The sequence below is a fragment of the Bifidobacterium sp. ESL0763 genome (assembly GCF_029433395.1).
GTDB lineage: Bacteria > Actinomycetota > Actinomycetes > Actinomycetales > Bifidobacteriaceae > Bifidobacterium.
On the sequence record NZ_JAQTHW010000002.1, the window covers coordinates 46,714 to 70,285 of the forward strand.

20 protein-coding genes and 2 pseudogenes are annotated in these 23,572 nt (G+C 62.5%); 21 read left to right on the plus strand and 1 reads right to left on the minus strand.

Annotated features, from left to right (window positions below; translation table 11 throughout):
- The first annotated feature begins 403 nt into the window (after positions 1-403).
- The 9 genes from PT282_RS01080 (at position 404) to PT282_RS01120 (ending at position 9,614) form a co-directional block, all read left to right on the plus strand.
- Positions 404-1,873, plus strand: coding sequence for an anthranilate synthase component I family protein (locus PT282_RS01080; RefSeq protein WP_277167760.1), 1,470 nt, complete (start codon positions 404-406; stop codon positions 1,871-1,873).
- Entirely contained in the window at positions 1,870-2,469 is a 600-nt protein-coding gene (locus tag PT282_RS01085) for an aminodeoxychorismate/anthranilate synthase component II (protein ID WP_277167761.1), read from the plus strand. The genes PT282_RS01080 and PT282_RS01085 overlap by 4 nt, the downstream gene beginning before the upstream one ends.
- Before the next feature lie 146 nt (positions 2,470-2,615).
- Positions 2,616-3,662, plus strand: coding sequence for an anthranilate phosphoribosyltransferase (gene trpD / locus PT282_RS01090; RefSeq protein ID WP_277167762.1), 1,047 nt, complete (start codon positions 2,616-2,618; stop codon positions 3,660-3,662).
- Positions 3,663-3,717: 55 nt separating this feature from the next.
- Positions 3,718-4,584: an indole-3-glycerol phosphate synthase TrpC gene (gene trpC, locus PT282_RS01095; protein WP_277167763.1), complete on the plus strand. Its 867-nt coding sequence runs from the start codon at positions 3,718-3,720 to the stop codon at positions 4,582-4,584.
- On the plus strand, positions 4,581-5,780 hold the full coding sequence (trpB, locus tag PT282_RS01100) for a tryptophan synthase subunit beta (protein WP_277167764.1): 1,200 nt from the start codon (positions 4,581-4,583) through the stop codon (positions 5,778-5,780). The genes trpC and trpB overlap by 4 nt, the downstream gene beginning before the upstream one ends.
- Entirely contained in the window at positions 5,773-6,726 is a 954-nt protein-coding gene (trpA, locus tag PT282_RS01105; protein WP_277167765.1) for a tryptophan synthase subunit alpha, read from the plus strand. The genes trpB and trpA overlap by 8 nt, the downstream gene beginning before the upstream one ends.
- A gap of 233 nt (positions 6,727-6,959) precedes the next feature.
- Positions 6,960-7,841: a YggS family pyridoxal phosphate-dependent enzyme gene (locus PT282_RS01110; protein WP_277168902.1), complete on the plus strand. Its 882-nt coding sequence runs from the start codon at positions 6,960-6,962 to the stop codon at positions 7,839-7,841.
- 347 nt (positions 7,842-8,188) lie between these two features.
- A complete protein-coding gene (locus PT282_RS01115) occupies positions 8,189-8,578 on the plus strand; it encodes an acylphosphatase (RefSeq protein WP_277167766.1) in 390 nt (129 codons plus the stop codon).
- A 217-nt stretch (positions 8,579-8,795) separates the two neighbouring features.
- Positions 8,796-9,614, plus strand: coding sequence for a fumarylacetoacetate hydrolase family protein (locus PT282_RS01120; protein WP_277167767.1), 819 nt, complete (start codon positions 8,796-8,798; stop codon positions 9,612-9,614).
- A gap of 80 nt (positions 9,615-9,694) precedes the next feature.
- On the opposite strand, the gene PT282_RS01125 is transcribed toward PT282_RS01120, so the two are convergent.
- A complete protein-coding gene (locus PT282_RS01125) occupies positions 9,695-10,759 on the minus strand; it encodes an endonuclease domain-containing protein (RefSeq protein WP_277167768.1) in 1,065 nt (354 codons plus the stop codon).
- A gap of 179 nt (positions 10,760-10,938) precedes the next feature.
- Between PT282_RS01125 and clpB the strand changes: the two genes are divergently transcribed.
- The 12 genes and pseudogenes from clpB to PT282_RS01180 all read left to right on the plus strand — a co-directional run bounded on the left by clpB (position 10,939) and on the right by PT282_RS01180 (position 23,298).
- A complete protein-coding gene (clpB, locus tag PT282_RS01130) occupies positions 10,939-13,566 on the plus strand; it encodes an ATP-dependent chaperone ClpB (protein ID WP_277167769.1) in 2,628 nt (875 codons plus the stop codon).
- Between the two features lie 239 nt (positions 13,567-13,805).
- Positions 13,806-15,164, plus strand: coding sequence for a DNA recombination protein RmuC (locus tag PT282_RS01135; protein ID WP_277167770.1), 1,359 nt, complete (start codon positions 13,806-13,808; stop codon positions 15,162-15,164).
- Positions 15,157-15,783 carry an orotate phosphoribosyltransferase gene (locus PT282_RS01140; protein WP_277167771.1) on the plus strand — a complete coding sequence of 209 codons (627 nt, stop codon included), beginning with the start codon at positions 15,157-15,159 and terminating at the stop codon, positions 15,781-15,783. Before PT282_RS01135 ends, PT282_RS01140 begins: the two co-directional genes overlap by 8 nt.
- Position 15,784: 1 nt before the next feature.
- Positions 15,785-15,952, plus strand: a complete 168-nt coding sequence (locus tag PT282_RS01145) for a hypothetical protein (protein ID WP_277167772.1) — start codon at positions 15,785-15,787, stop codon at positions 15,950-15,952.
- Positions 15,945-16,416, plus strand: a pseudogene (locus PT282_RS07580) (RNA methyltransferase); the annotation flags it as partial. The gene PT282_RS01145 and the pseudogene PT282_RS07580, both read left to right, overlap by 8 nt.
- A gap of 68 nt (positions 16,417-16,484) precedes the next feature.
- Positions 16,485-16,736, plus strand: a pseudogene (locus tag PT282_RS07585) (TrmH family RNA methyltransferase); the annotation flags it as partial.
- Between the two features lie 729 nt (positions 16,737-17,465).
- Positions 17,466-17,699 (plus strand): hypothetical protein, encoded by a 234-nt coding sequence (locus PT282_RS01155; RefSeq protein ID WP_277167774.1) that lies wholly within the window; start codon positions 17,466-17,468, stop codon positions 17,697-17,699.
- Between the two features lie 391 nt (positions 17,700-18,090).
- Positions 18,091-18,390 (plus strand): Asp-tRNA(Asn)/Glu-tRNA(Gln) amidotransferase subunit GatC, encoded by a 300-nt coding sequence (gene gatC / locus PT282_RS01160; RefSeq protein ID WP_277167775.1) that lies wholly within the window; start codon positions 18,091-18,093, stop codon positions 18,388-18,390.
- Entirely contained in the window at positions 18,390-19,928 is a 1,539-nt protein-coding gene (gatA, locus tag PT282_RS01165) for an Asp-tRNA(Asn)/Glu-tRNA(Gln) amidotransferase subunit GatA (RefSeq protein ID WP_277167776.1), read from the plus strand. The genes gatC and gatA overlap by 1 nt, the downstream gene beginning before the upstream one ends.
- 21 nt (positions 19,929-19,949) lie before the next feature.
- Positions 19,950-21,449: an Asp-tRNA(Asn)/Glu-tRNA(Gln) amidotransferase subunit GatB gene (gene gatB / locus PT282_RS01170; protein WP_277167777.1), complete on the plus strand. Its 1,500-nt coding sequence runs from the start codon at positions 19,950-19,952 to the stop codon at positions 21,447-21,449.
- Positions 21,450-21,727: 278 nt separating this feature from the next.
- Complete coding sequence (locus PT282_RS01175; RefSeq protein ID WP_277167778.1) at positions 21,728-22,987, plus strand: GNAT family N-acetyltransferase; 1,260 nt, start codon at positions 21,728-21,730, stop codon at positions 22,985-22,987.
- Entirely contained in the window at positions 22,984-23,298 is a 315-nt protein-coding gene (locus PT282_RS01180) for a DUF2469 domain-containing protein (protein WP_277167779.1), read from the plus strand. Before PT282_RS01175 ends, PT282_RS01180 begins: the two co-directional genes overlap by 4 nt.
- The last annotated feature ends 274 nt before the right edge of the window (positions 23,299-23,572 follow it).

A 23,572-nucleotide genomic window follows, 5' to 3' on the forward strand; every position in this document is an offset into this window, starting at 1 on the left:
GAAGCGGGGAAGTAGGCGGAAACGCGCGAGGAGCGAGCCCGGGATGGTGAGAGCCGGGACGAGATGCGAACCGTTGAGTGGGCCGCTGAGGGCGCACCGATTGGCCGGGTTTCCGGCGATGAGGCTGCGACGTAAGGCATACGTCAGTTGCCAGGGGTGTGATGGCATCCCGATAAGGGCACGGGAGACCGTGAACCAAGGTGGCACCGCGGGCATATATTCGCTCGTCCTTGGCTGTAATTGACAGCTGGGACGGGCTTTTTTAGTCCCTCAATGAGGCGGAAGCCTTCGGGAGGTGCCCATGGTGAACGTGAGTGCGGGAGCTGGTGCGGCCGTTCGGGGCGCTGCCGGCGACGAGAGCCGTTACGCTGGCATTCGGCCGACGCTTGTTGAAGTGCGCGACATGGCGAAAACTGGACAATACCGCCGTATCCCGGTGATGCGCGAACTGCTTGCCGACCGCCTGACCACCATCGAGGCCATGCGTCGGGTGCGTGCCGCTTCTAATCATTGCTTCCTTCTAGAAAGCGCCGAAGCCGATCAGCGCATGGGGCGCTATAGCTTCCTTGGATTCGCGCCGACGCTCGAGCTGACCTGCAAGGCCGGCGACCTGCGTGTCAAGCGCGTGGCTCCTGCCGGAACTTCGGATGGCGACGTCGTGATCGAGCATACGCACGTCGACCACCCCAGCGATGCGATACGCAAGGTGCTCGACCAATATGCCAGCCCGCGGCTCGAAGGCTTTCCGCCGTTCGCCGGCGGCTTGGTGGGCTACTTCTCCTTTGGCTATTTCGCCTACGCCGAGCCGACATTGCGGCAGGAAACCCGCGATCCCAAGGCGTTGCCCGATGTCGACCTCATGCTCTTCGACCAGCTCATTTCCTTCGATTCCTACCGTCAGCGTATGCAGCTTATCGCCGGGGTCGATACCGATGATGTGGACGCCTCCTACGAGCGCGCGGTCGCCCGGATTGAGGGCATGCAGCAGATTCTCGAGAATGGTAAGCGCTACGATTTCAAGCCGCTGGAGCTTCAAGGCGAATTGCAGCTTACCCTCGACCGTGAGCAGTATGGCTCGATGATCAGGACGGCGAAGGAACACATCTACGCCGGCGACATCTTCCAAGTCGTGCTCTCCAATCCCAGCACCGCTCTGGCCTCGGGAAGCCTGTTCGATTCCTACCGTCTTATGCGGGCCGAAAACCCGAGTCCCTACATGGTCTTCATGTCCAGCGACGACATCGAAGTCGCCGCCGCCTCGCCCGAGACGCTGGTACGGCTCGAAGATGGCAGGCTGCTCACCTATCCGCTGGCCGGAACGCGTCCGCGCGGCGCGACGCCGGAAGAGGACAAGCGCATCGAGCGCGACTTGCTCGGCGACGAAAAGGAACTGGCCGAGCACAATATGCTGGTCGACCTCGGGCGCAACGACATCGGGCGGGTGTCTTCGCTCGGTAGCGTCGAAGTCGAGCGTCTGCACGATATCCTGCGCTTCTCGCATGTCATGCATATCGGCTCCACGGTTGCGGGCAAGCTCGCACCTGGCAAGGACGCGCTGGACGTCATCGACGCGGTACTGCCGGCCGGCACCCTTTCCGGAGCCCCGAAAATTCGCGCCTGCCAGATCATCGCGGAACTCGAGGATTCCCCGCGCGACATCTACGGCGGGGCCATCGGCTACCTCGATTTCTCGGGCAACCTCGACACCTGCATCGGCATCCGCCTGGCGTTCAAACACAACGGCAAGGTGACGGTGCAATCCGGCGCGGGCATCGTGGCCGATTCCAACCCGGACAAGGAATTCGAGGAATGCCGCAACAAGGCGCTCGCTGTCGTGGACGCCGTCAACCAGGCGAACGGAGGCCTGAAATGATCACCATCGTCGACAATTACGACAGCTTCTCCTACAACCTCTACCAGATCATCGGCTCCATTGAGCCGGACGTCAAGGTGGTGCGCAACGACGACCTCGACGTCGCCGGGCTGGCCGCCTTGGGTTCCGATGGCATCGTGCTTTCGCCGGGGCCGGGCAAGCCTGCGGACGCGGGTATCTGCGAAGACGTGGTGCGCGAGCTCGGTGGGAAGGTGCCGATTCTGGGCGTCTGCCTCGGCCATCAGGCCATCTGCGAGGCGCTGGGCGGCAAGGTCGTTCCCGCTGCGGAGCTGATGCATGGCAAGGCCTCACCGGTCGAGCTCGACAACGATTGCCCGTTGTTCGCCGGAATGCCCGCCGAGATTCAGGCTGCGCGCTACCACTCGCTTGAGGCGGACAAGGCCACGTTGCCGGAGACGTTGCGTGTCGTGGCCCGCACGCTCGGCACTGACGAGATCATGGCCGTCTCCCACGTCGCCGATCCGACGTTCGGCGTCCAGTTCCATCCCGAAAGCATTCTGACCCCGCAGGGCTCGCAGATACTCAGGAATTTCATCGATGTGGTCGACCGATGGCGGGCGGGCAAGCGCCGTTGAGCCGCCGTTGAGCCGATAAGCCAGACGGGCGGGTCGGCGGGCGGGATGTCAACGGTTTGCTCATCGATATCGATAGTCATCAATCAATAAACCAATCAGTAAGTAAACCGATAAGTAAGTAAATCAGTCACAAGGAAGTAATCATCATGATCAGTGAAGCAATCGTCAAAATCGTCAACAAGCACGACCTCACCTACGACGAGGCCTACCAAGCAATGAAGGAGATCATGGGCGGCAAATCGACGCCGACCCAGAACGCGGCCTTCCTCGCGGCGCTTTCCACCAAGTCGGCCGAGGCCGAGACCATCGACGAGATCGCGGGCTGCGCGGCTGCCATGCGCGAACTGGCCACCCCGGTGCCGCACCCCGGCATCGAGACCATCGACATCGTCGGCACCGGCGGCGACGGCGCCAACACCTTCAACATCTCCACCACCGCGGCGCTGATTTCCGCGGCTGCCGGAGCTCACGTGAGCAAGCACGGTAACCGCGCGGCCAGCTCGCAGTGCGGCACCGCCGACTGCCTCGAAGCTCTGGGCGCGAACATCTCGCTGGCGCCCGACGAGGCGCTCGACCTGCTCAAGGCCGACAACTTCACCTTCCTCTTCGCCCAGCGCTACCATACCGCGATGCGCTACGTCGGCCCGATCCGCAAGGAGCTCGGCTTCCGCACCGTCTTCAACATCCTCGGGCCTCTCACGAATCCCGCTCGCCCCGAATACTTCCTGCTCGGCGTCTATGACGAATACCTCGTGGAGCCCATCGCCCACGTGCTCGAAAGCCTTGGCGTCAAGCGCGCGCTGGTCGTCTACGGCCGCGACAAGATGGACGAGGTCTCGCTTTCCGCCGAAACCGCCGCATGCGAACTGCGCGACGGCGAATACCATCCGATGACGCTGACGCCCGAGGAATTCGGCCTGACCCGCTGCACCAAGAAGGACCTGCTGGGTGGCACCCCGCCGCAGAACGCCGAGATCACCCGCACCATCCTGGGTGGCAAGGAGACCGGTCCGAAGCTCGAAGCCGCGCTGTTCAACGCCGCTTGCGCGCTCTATGTTTCTGGCGTTGCCTCGTCGATTGGCGAGGGCGTGGAGCTGGCCCGCGAGCAAATCGCCTCCGGAGCCGCGATGAAGACGCTCGAGGCGTTCGTCGCCGGTTCGCAGAAGTTCGCCAAGGCCGACGCGGATAAGTAAGGACTGCCATATCCGATTCCGGCTTCGATGTCAATGATGAGAAGGTGCAAGAGTAATGGCTGATTCCGAGAATATCCTGCAGCGTATCGCCGCGAAAATCCGCGAGCGTGTGGCCGATGAAAAGGCGCAAACCCCGCAGGATGTGGTGGAGGCGCAGGCCCGTGAAGTCGCCGCGCAGAAGGTGGCGGCAGGGGAGACCGGCGACGCGGCGTTCCCGTTCGAACGCGCGTTGAAGGCCCCGGGCATGAGCTTTATCTGCGAGCTCAAACGCGCCTCGCCGAGCAAGGGCCTCATCGTGCCGGACTATCCCTACCTCGACATCGCCCGCGACTACGAAAAGGCAGGCGCTGCGGCCATCAGCTGCCTGACCGAGCCGACTTGGTTCAAAGGTTCCGACGAGCATCTGCGGCAGGTCGCGGCGGAGGTCAACATTCCGGTGCTGTGCAAGGATTTCGTCATCGACGAATACATGATCTTTGAGGCCCGTGCGTGCGGCGCCTCGGCCGTGCTGCTCATCTGCTCGATTCTCGACGACCGGCAGATCGCGGATTACGTCGCGCTCGCCCACGAACTCGGCATGAGCGCACTCGTGGAGGCCTACCAGTCCGACGAGGTGCCGCGTGCCATGGCCGCCGGTGCCGGAATCATCGGTGTCAACAACCGTGACCTGCGCAATTTCGAGGTGGATTTCGAACGCAGCCTGCGTCTGCGGCCCACCGTCGGCCCGGACCGCGTGTTCGTCTCGGAATCCGGTGTATACACCCGTGGCGATGTGGCGCGGCTCGAGGCGGCCGATGTGGACGCGGTGCTGATCGGCGAGACGCTGATGCGTTCGCCTGACAAGGCCGCGGCGCTCGCCGAGCTTCGTGGTGACACCGCCAATAATCAAAAACAACTGTATGTATTAAGGAGCAAATCATGACCAATTCGCCCAATTCAAAGGGACGCTTCGGCATCCACGGGGGACAATACATCCCCGAGACGCTGATGGGCGCCGTCAACGAGCTGGAGGAAGCCTACGACCATTACAAAAACGATCCCGACTTCCTCGCCGAACTCGACGACCTCGAGAAGAAGTACGCAGGTCGTCCGTCGCTGCTGTATTACGCGGAAAACATGACCAAGGACCTCGGCGGAGCGAAGATCTATCTCAAGCGCGAGGACCTCAACCATACCGGCGCGCACAAGATCAACAACGTGCTCGGCCAGGCGCTTTTGGCCAAGCGTATGGGCAAGACCCGCCTGATCGCCGAAACCGGCGCGGGCCAGCACGGTGTGGCCACGGCCACCGTCGCGGCGCTGTTCGGCATGGAGTGCGTGGTCTACATGGGCCAGGTCGATATGGAACGTCAGGCGCTGAACGTCTACCGCATGCGGCTCTTGGGTGCGGAGGTGCGCGGCGTGACCAGCGGCACCGGCACGTTGAAGGACGCGGTTTCCGAGACCTTCCGCGAATGGACGCGTCGCATCGCCGACACCCACTATTGCCTCGGCTCGTGCATGGGCCCGCACCCCTTCCCGACGGTGGTGCGTGACTTCCAAGCCGTCATCTCCAAGGAGGCCCGCGAGCAGATTCTTGAGGACGAAGGCAAACTGCCCGCTGCGGTGATCGCGTGCGTCGGCGGTGGCTCCAACGCCATCGGCAGCTTCTACAACTTCATCGGCGACGAGGGCGTCAAGCTCATCGGCTGCGAGGCGGCCGGCCGTGGCATCGACACCGACCGCACCGCCGCCACGATGAACACCGGCTCGCTCGGCATCTTCCACGGCATGAAAAGCTACTTCTGCCAGAACGAATATGGCCAGATCGCGCCGGTCTACACGATTTCCGCCGGCCTCGACTACCCGGGCGTTGGCCCGGAGCACGCGGCGCTGAAGGATTCCGGACGTGCCCAATACGTCGCCATCACTGACGACGAGGCCGTCGACGCCTTCGAATACCTGAGCCGTACCGAGGGCGTGATTCCGGCCATCGAAAGCGCGCACGCCGTGGCCTACGCCATGAAACTCGCGCCGACGCTTCCAAAGGACCAAAGTATCATCGTCACCCTTTCCGGGCGTGGCGACAAGGACGTGGCGGCCATCGCCCGCTACCGTGGGGAGGATCTTCATGACTGACAACAATGTTGACCAGAAGTATTTTGACGATGCGTATACTCGTGCCGCGGCCACCGAGGCGCGTTTGTTCGCCGACAACGACGGCGATGCTCAGGGTTCACGCCCGGCCGGCGACGCTGCAAAATCGCAACCCTTCGCGTTGCACCGTTCTCGCATCGCGACTGCGTTTACAGCTCCCGACGGCAGCCGCCGTAAGGCGTTCGTCCCGTTCGTCACCGTCGGCGACCCCTCGATTGCCCTGACCGAGAAGTTGGTGCCGGCCATGGTCGACGCCGGTGCCGACCTGATCGAGTTGGGCGTGCCCTTCTCCGACCCGACCGCCGAAGGCCCGGTCATCCAGGAAGCGAGTAACCGTGCGCTTTCCGCTGGGACGACCACCGACGACGCTTTCGCGCTGGTCGAGCGCCTGCGCGGCGAGCACAGGATCGAGACGCCGATGGTGTTCATGACCTATTCCAACGTGCTCTATTCCTACGGCCTCGAACGTTTCGCGCGCCGCGCCGCCGAAGTCGGGCTCGACGGCGTGATTCTGCCCGACGTGCCCCACGAGGAAAAGCCGGAATTCGACGAGCCGCTCGCTGCCGCAGGGCTCGATCTGGTCAGTCTCATCGCGCCGACCTCGCACGAGCGGATCCGCAGCATTGCCTCCGATGCCAAGGGCTTCATCTATTGCGTCAGCTCTTTGGGCGTCACCGGCGTGCGCAAGGAAATCACCACCGATGTGGCGGGGATGGTGCGCGAGGTGCGCGCCGCCACCGACGTGCCGGTCGCGATCGGCTTCGGCATCTCCACCCCCGAGCAGGCCGCGAAAATGGCTGGTGACTCGGACGGCGCCATCGTCGGCTCCGCCATCGTGCGCCTCGTCGGCAAGTACGGCGAGGACGCGGTGCCCTACGTCGCCGACTACGTGCGCTCCATGGCCGACGCCGTGCACGCCTTGAACTGAGTGATGCGTGTGCGTGCACGAGGTGCGTGTATGTAAAAAGTGCATTATGGCGATCGTATTTCGCATGTTTTTACGTGACTGTGAAAAATGTGCGTTATACGGTTTCCATCTCGTATATTTTTCACACGGATGCCAAAAAGTCCAATTGGCTTGGATGCGCTATACATTCGGAGCGCGATGACATGGGCGTGCATAATATGGAGGCGGACAATCAGCGTGGGAAGCGGGGAATCATGACTGCTTATATGGATCACAAGGATCTCGCCAACGAGGCCATCGACGAGACGCGGATCAAGGAAATCACGGACGGCGTGCACCGCGTGCTCGACGATATCGCGCAGGCCGAGGCGACTTCCGGGCGCAAATCCGGAGCGGTCAAGCTGCTGGCGGCCACCAAAACTCGCGATGTCGGCGAGATCATGGCGGCCATCGACGCCGGCGTGCGCATGATCGGCGAGAACCGTCCACAGGAGATCTCGGCCAAGGCCGAGGGGCTGATTCGTCAGTGCGCCGAGCGCGGGTTTTCGCTGGGCGCCGCTACGAATGTCCAGAATGCCAATGGTTCCAATAGTCTTGCCGTTTCCGCCGCTTCTGTGGATACCCAAATTTCCCAAGCTGCGCCGAATGGCCACATCCCCTTCCACCTCATCGGCCAGCTGCAGTCCAACAAAATCGGCAAGGTCCTGCCGTACGTCGATACCATCGAATCGGTCGGTTCGCTCGACGAAGCGCAGAAAATCTCGCATCGCGCCGTTGCCCGCAATATCGTCGTCGGTGTGCTTATGGAGGTCAACGAATCCGGGGAAGCCTCGAAGTCCGGGTGCGACCCCGATGAAGCCGCGGATCTCGCCTACCGAATCGCCGCACTTGAAGGCCTTGAGCTGCAAGGTCTGATGACCATCGGCGCCCACGTCGACGACGAAAAGACGATACGTGCCGGATTCGCCCACTTGCGTGGCGTCCGTGATACGATTCTAAAGTCCGGCGAGACCGGAACGGCGGGCTGCAAGGAACTCTCGATGGGCATGACCCACGATATGGACTACGCCGTGGCCGAGGGGTCGACCATCGTGCGTGTCGGCACCGCCATCTTCGGCGAGCGCGCCTTCATCTGAGTGGGTGTTCGGCGAGACCGGGGCCGTTTGTGGTTGAAGCGGCTCGGGCGACTGGTTCGAGCATCCGCCGTTCGTGGCCCTGAGGAATCGCTCTCTCAATCGGTGTGGTTTCTGTCGTGCGGCCCGTTCGTGTCTTGGAAACATGAACTGTTGGGCCGAGACGGGAACTAGGCCTCTTGATAGTTCGCAGCCTCATCGACCGTGCACCACGCATGCTCCTCGATAGACGGAAATGCCGGAATACCGGTCATTTCAGCGTGCCCTTGGGGTGCAAAACCCTGATATGGATTCGAAATGATCTCAAGACCAACCCCATAGATGCGAACGGAAGGAGCGTGAGCAGGCCTATGTCGCGACACAACGATTCCACGAGCGGTCGGTGGCCGAAGCATGCCGATGTTGGCGAGCTTGTCAATGTCGACGCTGCTGCCGATGCTGGCGGCGAAGTGCGCGTTCGGGCCGTGGTCACCGGGATGGTGCAAGGGGTCGGATACCGTTATTTCACCGTGAACGCGGCCTCGCGCCTGGGCGTCGCCGGATGGGTGCGCAACCGCCGCGACGGCTCGGTCGAAGTGGAGGCGCAAGGCGACGCCGAAGCCGTGTCCGCGCTGGTCAAGACGCTGAACGACGGGCCTCGATGGGGCCACGTCGACCATGTGGCGGTGCGCGGCGAAGCGGTGCGGAACCTGCCGTCAAGCTCTCCCCGGCGTCGGTTCGAGGTCCGCGCGGACGTGTGAGCGGCCGCCTTCCTTCATGGCGAAGGACCATCGTGCCGAAGCCACGCAATGTGTCATGGCGCTCCGGCGCTTTCAAATCTGCGTGTGGTGAATGTTCCAATTCCTCACGTCGGTAATTCTCCCAGATCTCATGACTCCGGGCGCTGATCGACGCCGCAACCGCGCCTGCGGCAGAATAACCGCGGCGAAGTGACGCGGGTCGGCGTAGGCTGGAACCATGAGAATCGCACGTTTCACACATGATGACAGCGCCCCGCAGTATGCCTTCGTGCAGACCGACAAGGGCGACGGCAAAGACTACCTCGTGGTGCTCGACGGCTACCCCTTCGGCGGCCAGACGGTGCGGCCCACTGGCAAGCGCCTCCCGGTCGACGGCGACGGCGTCCGCCTCCTGGCACCGATCATCCCCTCGAAGGTCTACGGCCTGGCCAAGAACTACGAGGCCCACGCCGAATACATGCACGCCAAGGGCCAGTCGCAGGCCGAGCACGCGCCGAGCGAGATGGTGGTCTTTATGAAGCCCAGCACCTCGGTGATCGGGCCCGACGACCCCATCGTCATTCCCTCGTATTCCAACGACATGAACTTCGAGCCCGAGGTGGCCGTCGTCATCGGGCGTATCGCCAAGAACGTCTCGGTGACCAAGGCGATGGACTACGTGCTCGGCTACACCTGCGTCAACGACGTGACGCTGCGCGACCTGCAGGGCGACGACCCGATGTGGACGCGCGCCAAGGGCTTCGACACCTCCTGCCCGCTCGGCCCGTGGATCCAGACCGACCTCAACTGGCAGGACGCGAAGATCTCCTTCGCCCTCAACGGTGAGGACGTGCCGGCGGCCTCGGGCACCACCGCCGACCTCATCCACTCGATTCCCGAGCAGATCGCCGAGATCTCGAGCTTCGCCACCCTGCTGCCGGGCGACGTCATCATGACCGGCACCCCCAACGCCTCCGGCACGTTGAGGCCGCGCGACGAGGCCATCGTCACCATCGAGGGCATCGGATCGCTGCGCAACGTGGTCGTCAAGGACTGATTTCGATTTTGGCGCACACACTAACTCGACTTATAAAAATAAATCCCCGGAATTGCAAGGATCGTTTTTTAATTCTCGAGTTAGTGTGTGCGTGGTCTTGAGTTTTTCCTTCTAAGATCGCACAAAGAGTCCAATGTGATCGGCCTGGTCAGATGTGAGAATGTGCGATTGCCCGACTGACGGATAGCACCTTCTAATTGATTGCAAAATCTGATGTTGAGCATGGTCGTACCTAGGTTCTCAGTTCCGACAGTGAGGATTTTCCATCCATGGGATTGAACTGTATTGGATCGGTCCCAGTCTTGGGCGATTTGACGATAATGGTGTCTTCCGTTGAATTCGATGCCGATTCTGTATTTCGGATAAGCCATGTCAAGGAAACAATATGATTTGCCCGTTTTGATTTGGTAGTTGATGCAGGGATTCGGGAATCCGTACCTACGTAGCATGAGCCGTAGTTTTGTTTCCGCTGGAGAATCGGTGTTTTCCCGTATCTGGGTGAGGGCTTTCAGGCATGCGTGGTGTCCTCGGAATGGTTGGCAATCGCGTAGGTAACGTCCTATTGACCGTTTGCTGCTGCGTCGGAGCTGCGGATTCCTGCAGACGATGGAGTCTCCCAATATTATGAGCTCTTCTAAATTGAGCTCTCGAGATAGTTGCGCGAACGTCGCTTCCGGAGATGAACAGAGGATATTGGCGACTTCTATGGCATTGCCGGTCATGTCGGCGTTATTCCAAGTCCTGAATCGGACGCCTTTCATACGGAATCTCGATGAGCCTTGTTTCACGCAGGCATAGAGTGCGGTGTTTCTGGGATGTTCCGGTGTTGGAATGCCCATCAGGTGAGCCGCTGTGAAATGGCTGGCGGTCAATGTTTTTCTGGTTCGGTTTTGAGCTTCGAGAAAAGCCTGCAGGGTATGCCTTTGGCGTGACCATGCCTCGTGGAGCATGAGATCGCCGGCGCTGGGCTCGTTAATAAATTCAAACATGTTTTCAAAATAAAGACTTTTTCGCGCGAATGAAAGGTATTTCGGGCAATGTGGATAAGTGGTTGGCAATTCGACACGCAGTAACTGGCGAATCAAAAAATAATCGTTGGAAACAAAGGGGTCTTTTTTGAGAAGTCGAGTTAGTGTGTGCGTCAATTCCTTGGAAACCGTGATTTTTCGAAGCTAGACAATACGAATCTAAAAGTTGAGTCGAAGACGCTCAAGTTTTGGGAATAGCTGTGGCCGCGACGCTGTTGTATAAGGCAGACAACGGAATATGCCCCGGGGCCCGCGCGCAGAGGGCGCGGAATCGGGGCGAACAGACGGAGGTAGATATGGAACAGAAGTTCACGACCATGGCGCAGGAGGCCATCGGCGACGCGATCCAGAGCGCGTCGGCGGCGGGCAACCCGCAGGTCGACACCCTGCATGTGCTTGACGCCCTGCTGCGGCAGGAGAACGGCGTGGTGCCCGGGCTCATCGAGGCCGCGGGCGGCAACCGCCAGGCCATCGGGGCCGCGGTGCGCAACGCGTTGGTGGAGCTGCCGAGCGCGAGCGGGTCGTCGACCTCGCAGCCGCAGGCCAGCCGACAGCTGACCACCGCGATCGCCGAGGCCGAAAAGGAGATGCAGAAGATGGGCGACGAGTACGTCTCCACCGAGCACCTGCTCATCGGCATCGCCGACGCCGAACCCAATGAGGGCGCGACGATCCTCAAGAACAACGGCGTGACCGCCGAGGCGCTGCGCAAGGCCGTGCCGGGCGTGCGCGGTGGCGCGAAAGTCACCAGCCCCGACGCCGAGGGCAGCTACAAGGCGCTTGAGAAGTATTCCACCGACCTCACGGCCCAGGCGAAGGAAGGCAAGCTCGACCCGGTCATCGGCCGCGACCAGGAGATCCGCCGCGTCATGCAGATCCTCTCGCGCCGCACCAAGAACAACCCGGTGCTGATCGGCGAGCCCGGTGTCGGCAAGACCGCCGTCGTCGAGGGATTGGCCGAGCGCATCGTCGCCGGCGACGTGCCGACGACCCTTCAAAATAAGAAATTGATCAGCCTTGATCTGGGGTCGATGGTGGCCGGCTCGAAGTACCGTGGCGAGTTCGAGGAACGGCTGAAGGCCGTCCTCAACGAGATTAAGAGCGCGAACGGCGAGATCATCACCTTCATCGATGAGATCCACACCATCGTCGGCGCGGGTGCCGCCGAGGGCTCGATGGACGCGGGCAATATGTTGAAGCCCATGCTGGCGCGCGGCGAGCTGCGCCTGATCGGCGCGACCACGCTCGACGAATACCGCGAAAACATCGAGAAGGACCCGGCCTTGGAGCGTCGTTTCCAGCAGGTCTTCGTCGGTGAGCCTAGCGTCGAGGACACCATCGCCATCCTGCGTGGCCTCAAGCAGCGTTACGAGGCACACCACAAGGTGACCATCGGCGACGATGCGCTCGTGGCCGCGGCGACGCTTTCGAACCGCTACATTTCCGGCCGTCAGCTGCCTGACAAGGCCATCGACCTGGTCGATGAGGCGGCGGCGCACCTGCGCATGGAGCTCGACTCGCAGCCCGAGGAGATCGATGAGCTGCAGCGCCGCGAGACACGTCTCGAGATGGAGGAGATGCAGCTGAAGAAGGCCGAGGATCCGGCCAGCAAGGACCGCTTGAGGAAGCTGCAGAGCGACCTGGCGGACACCCGCGAGAAGCTCTCCGGCCTGAAGTCGCGGTGGGACGCCGAGAAGGCCGGCCACAACAAGGTCGGCGATTTGCGCGCCCAGCTCGACGCCAAGAAGGTGCAGGCCGACAAGTTCACCCGCGAGGGCGACCTGGAGCAGGCCAGCAAGATCCTCTACGGCGAGATTCCGGCGATCCGCAAGCAACTCGACCTGGCCGAGCAGGCCGCGGACGAGGAGAACGCGAACGGCCAGGAGACCGAGCCGATGGTGCCCGACCATGTCGACGCCGATTCGGTGGCGGGCATCGTCTCCGAGTGGACCGGCATCCCCGTCGGCCGCCTGATGCAGGGCGAGAACGAGAAGCTGCTGAACATGGAGAAGGCGCTCGGCAAGCGCGTCATCGGTCAGAGGGAAGCCATCCAGGCGGTCTCCGACGCGGTGCGGCGCTCGCGTGCCGGCATCTCCGACCCGAACCGCCCGACCGGTTCGTTCCTCTTCCTGGGCCCGACGGGCGTGGGCAAGACGGAGCTCGCCAAGGCGCTCGCGGACTTCCTGTTCGACGACGAGAAGGCCATGGTGCGCATCGACATGAGCGAGTACATGGACAAGGGTTCGGTGACCCGCCTGATCGGTGCGGCCCCTGGCTACGTCGGCTACGAGGAGGGCGGTCAGCTCACCGAGGCCGTGCGCCGTCGCCCCTACTCCGTCGTGCTGTTCGATGAGGTGGAGAAGGCGAACCCCGAGGTCTTCGACATCCTGTTGCAGGTGCTTGACGACGGGCGGCTGACCGATGGGCAGGGCCGGACCGTGGACTTCAAGAACACGATCCTGATTATGACCTCGAACCTCGGCTCGCAGTTCCTGGTCTCGCCAGACATGGACGACGAGGCCAAGCGCAACGCCGTCATGGACGCGGTGCACACGCACTTCAAGCCCGAGTTCATCAACCGTCTCGACGAGCTGGTCATCTTCCACCCGCTCACCCGCGAGGAGCTGGGCGAGATCGTGGACATCCAGGTGCGTCAGGTCGCCTCGCGCCTGACCGACCGCCGCATCACGCTCGACGTGACCAAGGCCGCCAAGGAATGGCTCGCCAACGCCGGTTATGACCCGGCCTATGGCGCCCGTCCGCTGCGCCGCCTGGTGCAGACCGAGGTCGGCGACCAGATGGCCAAGATGCTGCTGAGCGGCAAGGTCCACGACGGCGACACCGTCTTGGTCGACCAGACCGGCGGCGAGCATCTCGAGCTGAGCGCGATGCCCGAGGACCCGCTCGACGAGGATGGCGAGTGAGGCGATTGGCCGCTTCGGGATAAGGCTCGGCTGATGGCCGAATGATGTGGATGGCGTTTCCGCTGGGATTTTCCGGCGGGGACGCCATTCCCGTGTCTGGAGAGGCGCTTCGCCATTGATTGGAGCGACGGGCTGAATCTCGGTGGTTTGAATGAGGGAAATTATCCGGTTGCCTCTTGGGGGATGCGGATGACGTAGCCGGCTGGGCGTCGTCTATGGTTTCCGGTTTAATAGAACATATGTTCGAAAATCCTGTTGTGATTATTGTGCTGGTCATCCTCGCGGCGGCGCTGGGACTGATGGCCGGCTTCGTGCTGGGCAAATCCAAGGGCCAGGAGGCCGTGCAGGGTGGCGGTAGCGGTGTCGATGCGAGGCAGGCACAGGCCCAGAACGACGAGTTGCGTCGACAGGTCGGCGACCTGACGACGAAAGCGGCGCAATACCGGACGCAGGCCGAGGGGCTGAACCAGCAGCTCGCCTTCGTCAAGTCCCAGTTGGCCCAGGCGCAGCAGGCTGAGCAGGTGCGTGTGGCGCGGCAGCGCGAGCAGGAGCAGCAGGCCGCCGCGCGCAAGCAGGAACGGCAGGCCAAGGCGATGGCCGAGCAGAGCAAGGTGCTCTCGGCGCTCGCCCCGGTGCAGAAGAACCTCGACGCCCTGCAGCAGAAGGTCGCCCAGATCGAGGAGGGCCGAAAGCACGAGATGGGCGCCCTGGGCCAGCAGCTCAAGGGCTTGAACGACCAGCAGACCCGTTTGGACAAGGAGACCAGCTCGCTTTCGGCCGCGTTGCGCAACAACAAGGTGCGCGGTGCGTGGGGCGAGGCGCAGCTGCGCAACATCGTCGAGTCGGCGGGTCTTCTGGAACATGTCGATTTCGACACTCAGGTGGTCGTCACCGATCCTGAAGGCCGGGTGCAACGGCCGGATATGGTGGTCTATCTGCCCGGCGGCAAGACCATCCCCATCGATGCCAAGGCTCCGTATTCCGATTACCAGCGGGCCTGCGAGATTCCCGACACCGCCTCGCAGGACGAGCTCAAACGCCGTGATGAGCTGCTCGCCGCCCATGCCAAGGCGCTGCGCGAGCATGTCAAGACCCTGGGCGACAAGGCCTATTGGAACGCCTTCGACACCACTCCCGATTTCGTCATCGCCTTCATCCCCAACGACGCGTTGCTCGAAGCGGCTCTGCGGGTTGATCCGACGCTGATGGACGACGCGTTCGCACGCAAGGTGGCGCTCACTTCGCCGGTCACCCTCTGGTCGGTGCTGAAGTCGGTCGCGTTCGCCTGGCAGCAGCAGAGCCTCACCGACGACGCCAAGATGCTCTTCGACCTCTCGCGCGAGCTGTACGAGCGCTTCGCCGTCCTGGGCGACAGGGCCAACAAACTCGGCCACTCACTCACCCGTACGGTCTCCGCCTACAACGCCTTCGCGGCCTCGCTGGAATCGCGTGTGTTGGTCACCGCGCGTAAGATGCAGAAGATTGATTCGAGCAAGGTCATCGAGCCGGTCGACATGGTGGATTCCGAGAAGACCGACGTCCACGAGCTGACCGCCCCCGAATTGAACCTTGAATCCAAGGAGGGCGCAAATGAGTGACGGCAATGGCAGGGCCGAGGGCGACGATGAGCTGCGGGCATTGTTGCGCGCCATGATAGCCAAAAAGCCATTCAGCGAGCTATACGACGTCAGCCTCGGGCACAGGGGAGCGGAGCTGATCGGCGACGCGTTGCTCGACGCGCTCGGGCGCCGCGGTTTTGCGCTTGGCGACTTTGATGCGGTAGGTGCGTTGACCGCCGCCGCCGTGCCCATGGTCACCGCGGTGATGCAGGCCGCCGGTGCGCGCGGGCACGAGCTCGACGGTTTCGTGATGGACTTCGTCTACCCCTCGGTCAAGGGGCCGTCCGTCAAAGGCAAACGCGTGGTGCTGCTCGACTCATGGCTTTCCGAAAAATCGTATGTGCAGACCTCGTCGCTGGTCACCTTGCGCAATGGCAACGAGTTGAGCCTAGACTTCGGCATCGTCGAGCACGAGGGCGCGCAGGTGGTGGCCATCGCCTCGCTGATCGGCGGTGTGGGCCGTGACGGCGACGCCGATGCGGACAGCATCAAGGTCATCAACCCCGTTTCCGGCGACAAGCACGATCTGCCGTTCGTGAAGGCTTTCGACGAGGACGAGTTGCGTGGTGACGCCTCGGTCGCGGAACGGGCCGACTGATATGCGTGAGGCAGGATTTGCGCCCGCCGTGGCTTTCGCCGCATGTGGCAAGCGTTCGTATTCCAGGCAGTTCAATCGCCGCGTACAGTTGAGAAGCATCGGTGGTGTGGCCATGGCCGGTGTCGATGCCAATGCAATGACCGAGGAGGGCACTGAATATCATGCGTGATCCCAATCCCGTGACCGCCGCAGCCCAGGCTTCCGGCGAACCGGTGTTCCGCAAGATAGGCGTCGGCCCGTGGGCGCAGGAGCACGCCGGCGAACCCCGGCCCGACGATCCGCAATCGCCGAATTTCGACGCGCGTTACGATACGGGACTGCTCGACAATGGCGATCGTCGCAATGTGCTCGACCGGTTCCGTTATTGGTCGGTCGAGGCCATCAAGGCCGATCTCGACAACCGGGGCAGGCACGGCTTCGAGGTCGCCGTCGAGAACTGGACGCACGATTTCAACATCGGCTCCATGGTGCGCACCGCCAACGCCTTCGCCGCCCGCAAGGTCCATATCGTCGGCCCCCACAAGTGGAACCGCAAGGGCGCGCTGATGACCGAGCTCTACCAGCACGTCGACCACCATCCTTCCATCGAGGAACTGGTGGCGAGCTGGAAGCAGGAAATCGCAGAGGAGATCAAACAGGCCGAGGTCGACGAGGCCAAGGCCGAATTCCGTGTGGACAAGGCCCGCTATCACCGCATCGCCGAAGAGGCCAAAGCCTCGCGCATCATCGCGCTCGACATCATTCCCGGTGCCGTCCCCATCGAGACCTACCGATTCCCGAACCGCTGCCTCATGCTCTTCGGCGCCGAAGGACCCGGCCTTTCCCAGCGTGCGCTCGAACTCGCCGATGACGTGGTCTACATCTCCCAATTCGGTTCGGTGCGCTCGATCAACGCCGGCGCCGCCGCCGCGGTCTCGATGCACTGCTGGATATCCCAGCATCTGACCGCCTGAGCATGGGTGGCGGCTTCCTCCGCCCGCCCGTGCTCGTGTGATTACGTCAAGTTCATGTGAGTGCAAGAGCGCACCGGGCGAGAGTTGCTTTCGCTTGCCCATATCCGTGTGATTGCACCGGAACCGGAACTAGGTTGCCGCTTTCATGCGTCCGTGCAGCCTCATTGACTTCTTGATGTTGAATGCCACAAATGCGACGGAATTCGCAATGGTGATTCGTAGCGGAGCGTCCGAGTATATTTCCTTTCTTCCTACACATATGAATTCGTATGGGTTCTCGAAGCATCAAGACCTGTCGACCATTCCCTGTCAGTATTTGCCACCAATCGCCGAAGCCCTGGGATCCGCCCCAATTCCCGCGACACGCCTGGATTGTGGATAACCCCAACCGTTCGACCACATCACCCGTTCCGGCTTGTATACGAATCAGTTCGTCCTGTGCAATGGGAATATGCAAATATCTCAGGACAACATTTTGGTCGATCCCAGGATTCATCGGCGGCATCCGCAGATAGCCGACGATGACGTCAGGCATGCCTGGCGCTCGCGGATTCGTGTCCGTCAGCGAAGGAACGACAGAAGCAGATGGTCGGCGATCGGGCTTGATGGCCGAGGCAGATTACTTGAGATGGTCGCGACGTTTAAGGAGAACAGGGAGTGGCTTATTTTCCATGCGCTTACACCGCCGACAAAAGGTATGATGAGAGAACTCGGGTTATGAAAGGAGGCATGATGAATCAGGAAGCGATGTATAGGTATTTCGGCGTCACGGCAGAGCAAGTGGAACAGTGGTCGGAGGAGGCCGAAAACGGTGAATTCCGGGGGGAGCCAGGAACGCTGATTCAGCAGCATCCGGTAACCGCACAGGAGCGGGCGGCGATCGATCGAGCGCATGAATACCACCGTCGGCAAGACGCGCAAGCCATTGGAAACGGGCGAAAGCTGACGACGGCTTCTCGGTGAGGATGCGCCGATTCAAACGCAACTGTCGATGTGCCGCTCACGATTGTCGTGGTTCGACCGCTAGATCGCGCTAGAAACAAGACAGTCCTGCTGGAAAACGTGTACTTTGAAGGCCTAAAACGTACGTTTTCTCGCAGGATTGTCTTGTTCCCAGCAGTAGTCGCGGCGGGGCAGGCACCAGTCTGTTCGTTTCGGTGAGGAAACCTATGTTTGCGGACGTTGGGAATGGTCGTCTTGTCGGTGATGGAGCCGGTTGGGCGACAATATGACTGGTTTGGAACCGTGGGCTGGGTGGCCGTTGATCTACCGTCGGTCCGCCGCCACAGGAAGGTCGCCATGGCACCCGAATCTCGTCACCCGAACGTCACAGACGACTCATACAATTGAGGCTATGCCTACTTTCACAAGAGATACAGTCGAGCATCTGGGCCAACTCGCCCAAATTGCGCTCACCGACGAGGAAGCGACCCGCATGCAAGGCGAGTTGAACGTCATCGCCGATTCCATCAACAAGGTGCAGGAGGTCGCGTCCGACGACGTCGAGCCCACCGCCAACCCGGTGCCGCTCGAGGCGTACCTGCGCCCCGACGTCCCCGAAACGCCGCTGCGCCGCGAAGACGCGCTCGCTGGTGCGCCCGCCACAGAGAGCGGCATGTTCGTCGCCCCGCGCATCCTTGGAGGTGAGGCCTGATGACCGAAGCAAACGAACTGGTGAAGCTCACCGCCGCCCAGATGGCGGAGAAGATTCGCAACAAGGAAGTCTCCAGCCGCGAGCTGGTCGACGCCGAGCTCAACGTCATCGACGCCGCCGAGCCGGACATCCACGCCTTCCTGCACGTCTCCGCCGACGAGGCGCGCGCCCAGGCCGATGCCTTCGACGCCAAGAACGCCAAGGGCGAGACCGAGGGATTGCCGGAGCTCGCCGGTGTGCCAATCGCCATCAAAGACATGATCGTCACCAAGGGTATCGAGACCACCGCGGCCTCGAAGATCCTCGAAGGCTGGATCCCGCCCTACGACGCCACGGTCATCACCAAGCTCAAGGCCGCCGGCATGCCGTTGCTCGGCAAGACCAACCTCGATGAGTTCGCCCAGGGTTCCTCCACGGAGCATTCCGCGTTCGGCCCGACCCACAATCCTTGGGACACCTCCCGCGTCCCCGGTGGCTCCGGCGGTGGTTCCGCTTCGGCGGTCGCCGCGTTCGAGGCCCCGCTTGCGCTCGGCACCGATACCGGCGGTTCGATCCGCCAGCCCGGCAGCCTGACCGGCACGGTCGGCGTCAAGCCCACCTATGGTGGCGTCTCCCGTTTCGGCGCGATCGCCATGGCGAGCTCGCTCGACCAGATCGGCCCCGTCTCGCGCAACGTGCTCGATTCCGCGCTGCTGCAGGAGGTCATCGGCGGCCACGACGTGCGTGACTCCACGTCCATCCCGATGGACGTGCCGCCGATCGTCAAGGCCGCCCGCGAAGGCTACAAGCGCGACCTGAAGGGCATGAAGGTCGGCCTGGTCAAGCAACTCGGCGGCGACGGCTATCAGCCTGGCGTCGAGGCCCGCTTCAACGAGGCCGTCAAGCTTCTGCAATCCATGGGTGCCGAAGTGGTCGAGGTCGATTGCCCGCACTTCGACTACGCGCTCGCGGCCTACTACATCGTCATGCCGTCCGAGGTCAGCTCCAACCTGGCCCGCTATGATGGCATGCGCTACGGCCTGCGCGTCATGCCGCCGGAAGGCGTGCCGCAGACCGCCGCCAACATGATGGCCTACACCCGTGAGGCCGGCTTCGGCGACGAGGTCAAGCGCCGCATCATCCTCGGCATCTACGCCCTTTCCGCCGGCTACTACGACGCGTGGTATGGCTCGGCGCAGAAGGTCCGTACCCTGATCATCGACGACTTCAAGAAGGCGTTCGAGCAGGCCGACGTGCTGATCGCGCCGACGAGCCCGACCACCGCGTTCAAGTTCGGCGAGAAGATGAACGACCCGCTGACCATGTACATGAGCGACGTCGCCACGATTCCGGCGAACATGGCCGGCACCCCCGCGATGAGCATTCCCGCCGGTCTTTCCGACGACGGTCTGCCCGTGGGCTTCCAGTTCATGGCGCCGCAGAAGCACGACGAGCAGATGTACAAGCCCGCGGCCGCGCTCGAGGCGGCCCTCGAGGAGCAGTGGGGCGGCCCGGTGTGGCAGAGCCTGAAGACCCCGTGGCTCGACAGCGCGAAGTGAACGGACGGCAAGGAGAAAATCATGGCTGAAAAATTGATGAAGTATTCCGATGCCGTCAAGGAGTTTGACCCGGTATTCGGTCTGGAGACCCACGTCGAGCTGTGCACGCAGACCAAGCTGTTCTGCCCGGCGCACGAGGAGTTCGGCGCGGAGCCGAACACGGAGCTGAGCCCGGTGAGCCTTGGCCTGCCCGGAAGCCTGCCGGTGGTCAACAAGACCGCCGTCGACTTCGCGATCAAGCTGGGCTTGGCGCTGCACTGCCAGATCAACGAGTGGAGCCAGTTCGCCCGCAAGAACTACTTCTACCCCGACATGCCACGCGACTATCAGATCTCGCAGTTCGACAAGCCGACCAACGGCAACGGTTACCTCGACGTCGAGCTCGACGACGGCACCATCTTCCGCGTGCCGATCGAGCGTGCGCACATCGAGGACGACGCCGGCAAGAACACCCACGTGGGTGGCGCCGACGGCCGCATCGAGGGCGCGGACCATTCGCTGGTCGACTACAACCGCGCCGGCGTCCCGCTCATCGAGATCGTCACCAAGCCCGTCGAGGGCGGCGGCGACCGCGTCCCGGAGATCGCGGACGCCTACATGCGCGCCATCCGCGACATCGTGCGTGCCCTGGGTATCTCCCACGGACGCATGGAGCAGGGCAACATGCGCGCCGACGTCAATATCTCGTTGCGCAAGAAGGGCACCACCAAGCTCGGCACCCGTTCTGAGACCAAGAACGTCAACACGTTCCGCGGCATCAAGAAGACCTTGCAGTACGAGATTCGCCGCCAGGCGGCCATCCTCGACGAGGGCGGCGAGATCCTGCAGGAGACCCGCCACTGGGACGAGGCCACGCAGACCACCGCCGGCGGCCGCGTGAAGTCCGACGCGAACGACTACCGTTACTTCCCCGATCCCGACCTCGTGATGCTGCACATCACGCAGGAGCACATCGACGAGATCGCCAAGACCATGCCCGAGATGCCGCGCGAGCGCCGCACCCGCCTGCAGAAGGAATGGGGCCTGACCGACCTGCAGATGCGCGACCTCATCAACGCCGACGCGCTCGACCTGGTCGAGGAGACCGTCAAGGACGGCGCGTCCGCCACTGGCGCTCGCAAGTGGTGGCTCGGCGAGATCTCGCGCGTCGCCAACGAGCGCGGCGTCTCGCTCGAGGAGCTGCCGATCACCCCGGCCGACGTGGCCGAGGTCGAGAAGCTCGTAGCCGCGGGCAAGCTCAACGACAAGCTCGCCAAGCAGACCGTCACCGGTGTTCTGGCCGGCGAGGGTACGCCTGACGAAGTCGTGAAGAAGCACAACTACCAGGTCGTTTCCGACGATGGTGCGCTCGAGAAGGCCATCGACGAGGCCCTGGCCGCCAACCCCGACGTGGCGGAGAAGCTCAAGAGCGGCAACATGAAGCCCATGGGCGCCATCATCGGCGCCGTCATGCGCGCCACCCATGGCCAGGCCGACGCCAAGGCCGTGAGCTCGCTGGTCATCAAAAAGATGAAGGGCTGAGTCTTCTCGGCTGGGTAGTTACTGACGCCTGGCCGGAAGGATATACGTTATTCGACACGCTCCGGGCCGCTCTGGCCGAGTCTTTACGGTCGAACAACGCATATCCTTCCGGCCAGGCTTTCGCGTATATAAGTATGCCGAAGACTCAGCAAGTGGGGAGCGGATAGAACATACTGGTGCTTGACGGGAATATCATGTGGTGAACGCGGGACTCGTCACTTCGATACACTATCCTTGTGTTATAGATGTGTCTCGAGTTCGTTGGAGGGTGAGTGACGATGTCTGCAAACTCCGCAAAGCCGGCTGCCGGGCCGGATGCCCGTCAGCTTCCCAACCGTATTTCCATCCCCGAGATCCGTGGCGAGATGGTGCATCTGCGTCCGGCCACGATCCAGGACCTCCCCAAGCTCGACCGGCTGCAGGTCTACGCCAACGCCTCGGGCGACATGGGCAAGGACGAGGCCTCCGAGCGCGCGCTGGTGCACGCCTGGGTCCAGCGTTCCGAGGCCTGGCAGCACGGGGTGGCGCCGGGCGATTCCGGCGTCGGCGACCCTGAGTCGCGCCGCACGATGGCCTGGGCGATCCTCACCGACGCCGACCACGACATCGACGGCAAGATCGACGCGGGCGAGACCGACAACGTCATCGGCATGATCTTCCTCATCGACCTCGACGGCTGGTCGCGCTCGGCCCGCATCCAGGTGATGCTGGGGCGTGACTACCGTGGCCGCGGCTACTCCCGCGACGCCATGCCCCGCGTGATGACCTACGCCTTCGCCTCCGAGCCTGCGGGCCTGGGCATGCACCGCATCTGGGTGGCCGTGCCCGAGAAGAGCGCCCGTACGCTTTCGGTCTACCAGTCGCTCGGCTTCATCAAATCCGGCACCTCGCGCGATTCGCTGTGGGACCCGGCGCTCGGCAAGTACCAGGACCTCATCGTCCTCGACACCCTCGTCGACGAATACGACCCGATCCGCTCGCTCGACGCCTTCGGCATGCACGTCATCGAGGGCAACCCCGGGGTCAAGGAGGCCATGGCCGCCCGCGAGCACTCCATCGAGATCCAGCAGCGCGCCAAGGTCAAGGCCGACCAGCTGGCGGCGGAGATCGCCAAGTCGGCCACCGCCGATGCGTCCGGGAACGCTGCCGGTTCCGCTGCCGGCGATACCTCGGCACGTTCCGAAGCGGCCAAGGGCAACGGCGAGATGCATTCGTTCGCCAGATCATCCGAACAGGCCGGTGAGGCCTCGCCTCAATCCGGCAAGAAGGCCAAGGCCAAGGGCAAGGTCGCTTCGAAGGAAACCGCTTCCGCCACGGAGCCGGGTAAGCCCTCGGCGAATAAGGACGGACGGAAACGCACCACGCCGGTCGTGGTCGGCAAGGACGAGAACGAGAACGGCGCCGACTGGCCCTTCTCCGCCACGCAGACCAAGACCTCGAAGAAGGCATGGTGGCGTAATCTGGGCCACGGCAACCATGGCGGCCGCACCCAGAAGGACGACCGCCGCTCCAACGATCAGCAGGGAGGACGTCGGTGAGTGCCGAAGACCTCGACAATTACGAGACCAACGCCGAGCTCGCGCTCTACAAGGAATACCGCGACGTCATCAAGCTCTTCACCTACGTGGTGGAGACCGAGCGGCGCTTCTACCTGGCCAACAAGGTCGATTTCAACGTGCGCTCGGCCGGGCAGGACGTCTACTTCGACGTGCGGCTCACCGACGCGTGGGTGTGGGACGTCTACCGCTCCTCGCGCTTCGTCAAGAACGTGCGCATCGTCACGTTCAAGGATGTCAACGTAGAGGAAGTGCAGAAGACCGACATCGATATCCCTGATGCGTTGATGTGATTCCTTATTTATGACGGTGTGGATAGCAAAAATATGCTTTCTTCGGGACGCTCCTTGGCCGCTCGGCCATGTCTTACGCCCGAAGAAAGCATATTTTTGCTATCCACACCTCAGCCAAGGTAATCCTCGAGGCGAGTGACTGCGAAGGATGTCGGTGTTCTGAGGCGCTTTTAAGCGGATAAAAATAGATTATTGGTGCTTTAGCAGTTGTTGGTTGAAGATGTCGGGGAAGATATGCTTTGCTCGGGCGTAAGACATGGCCGAGCGGCCAAGG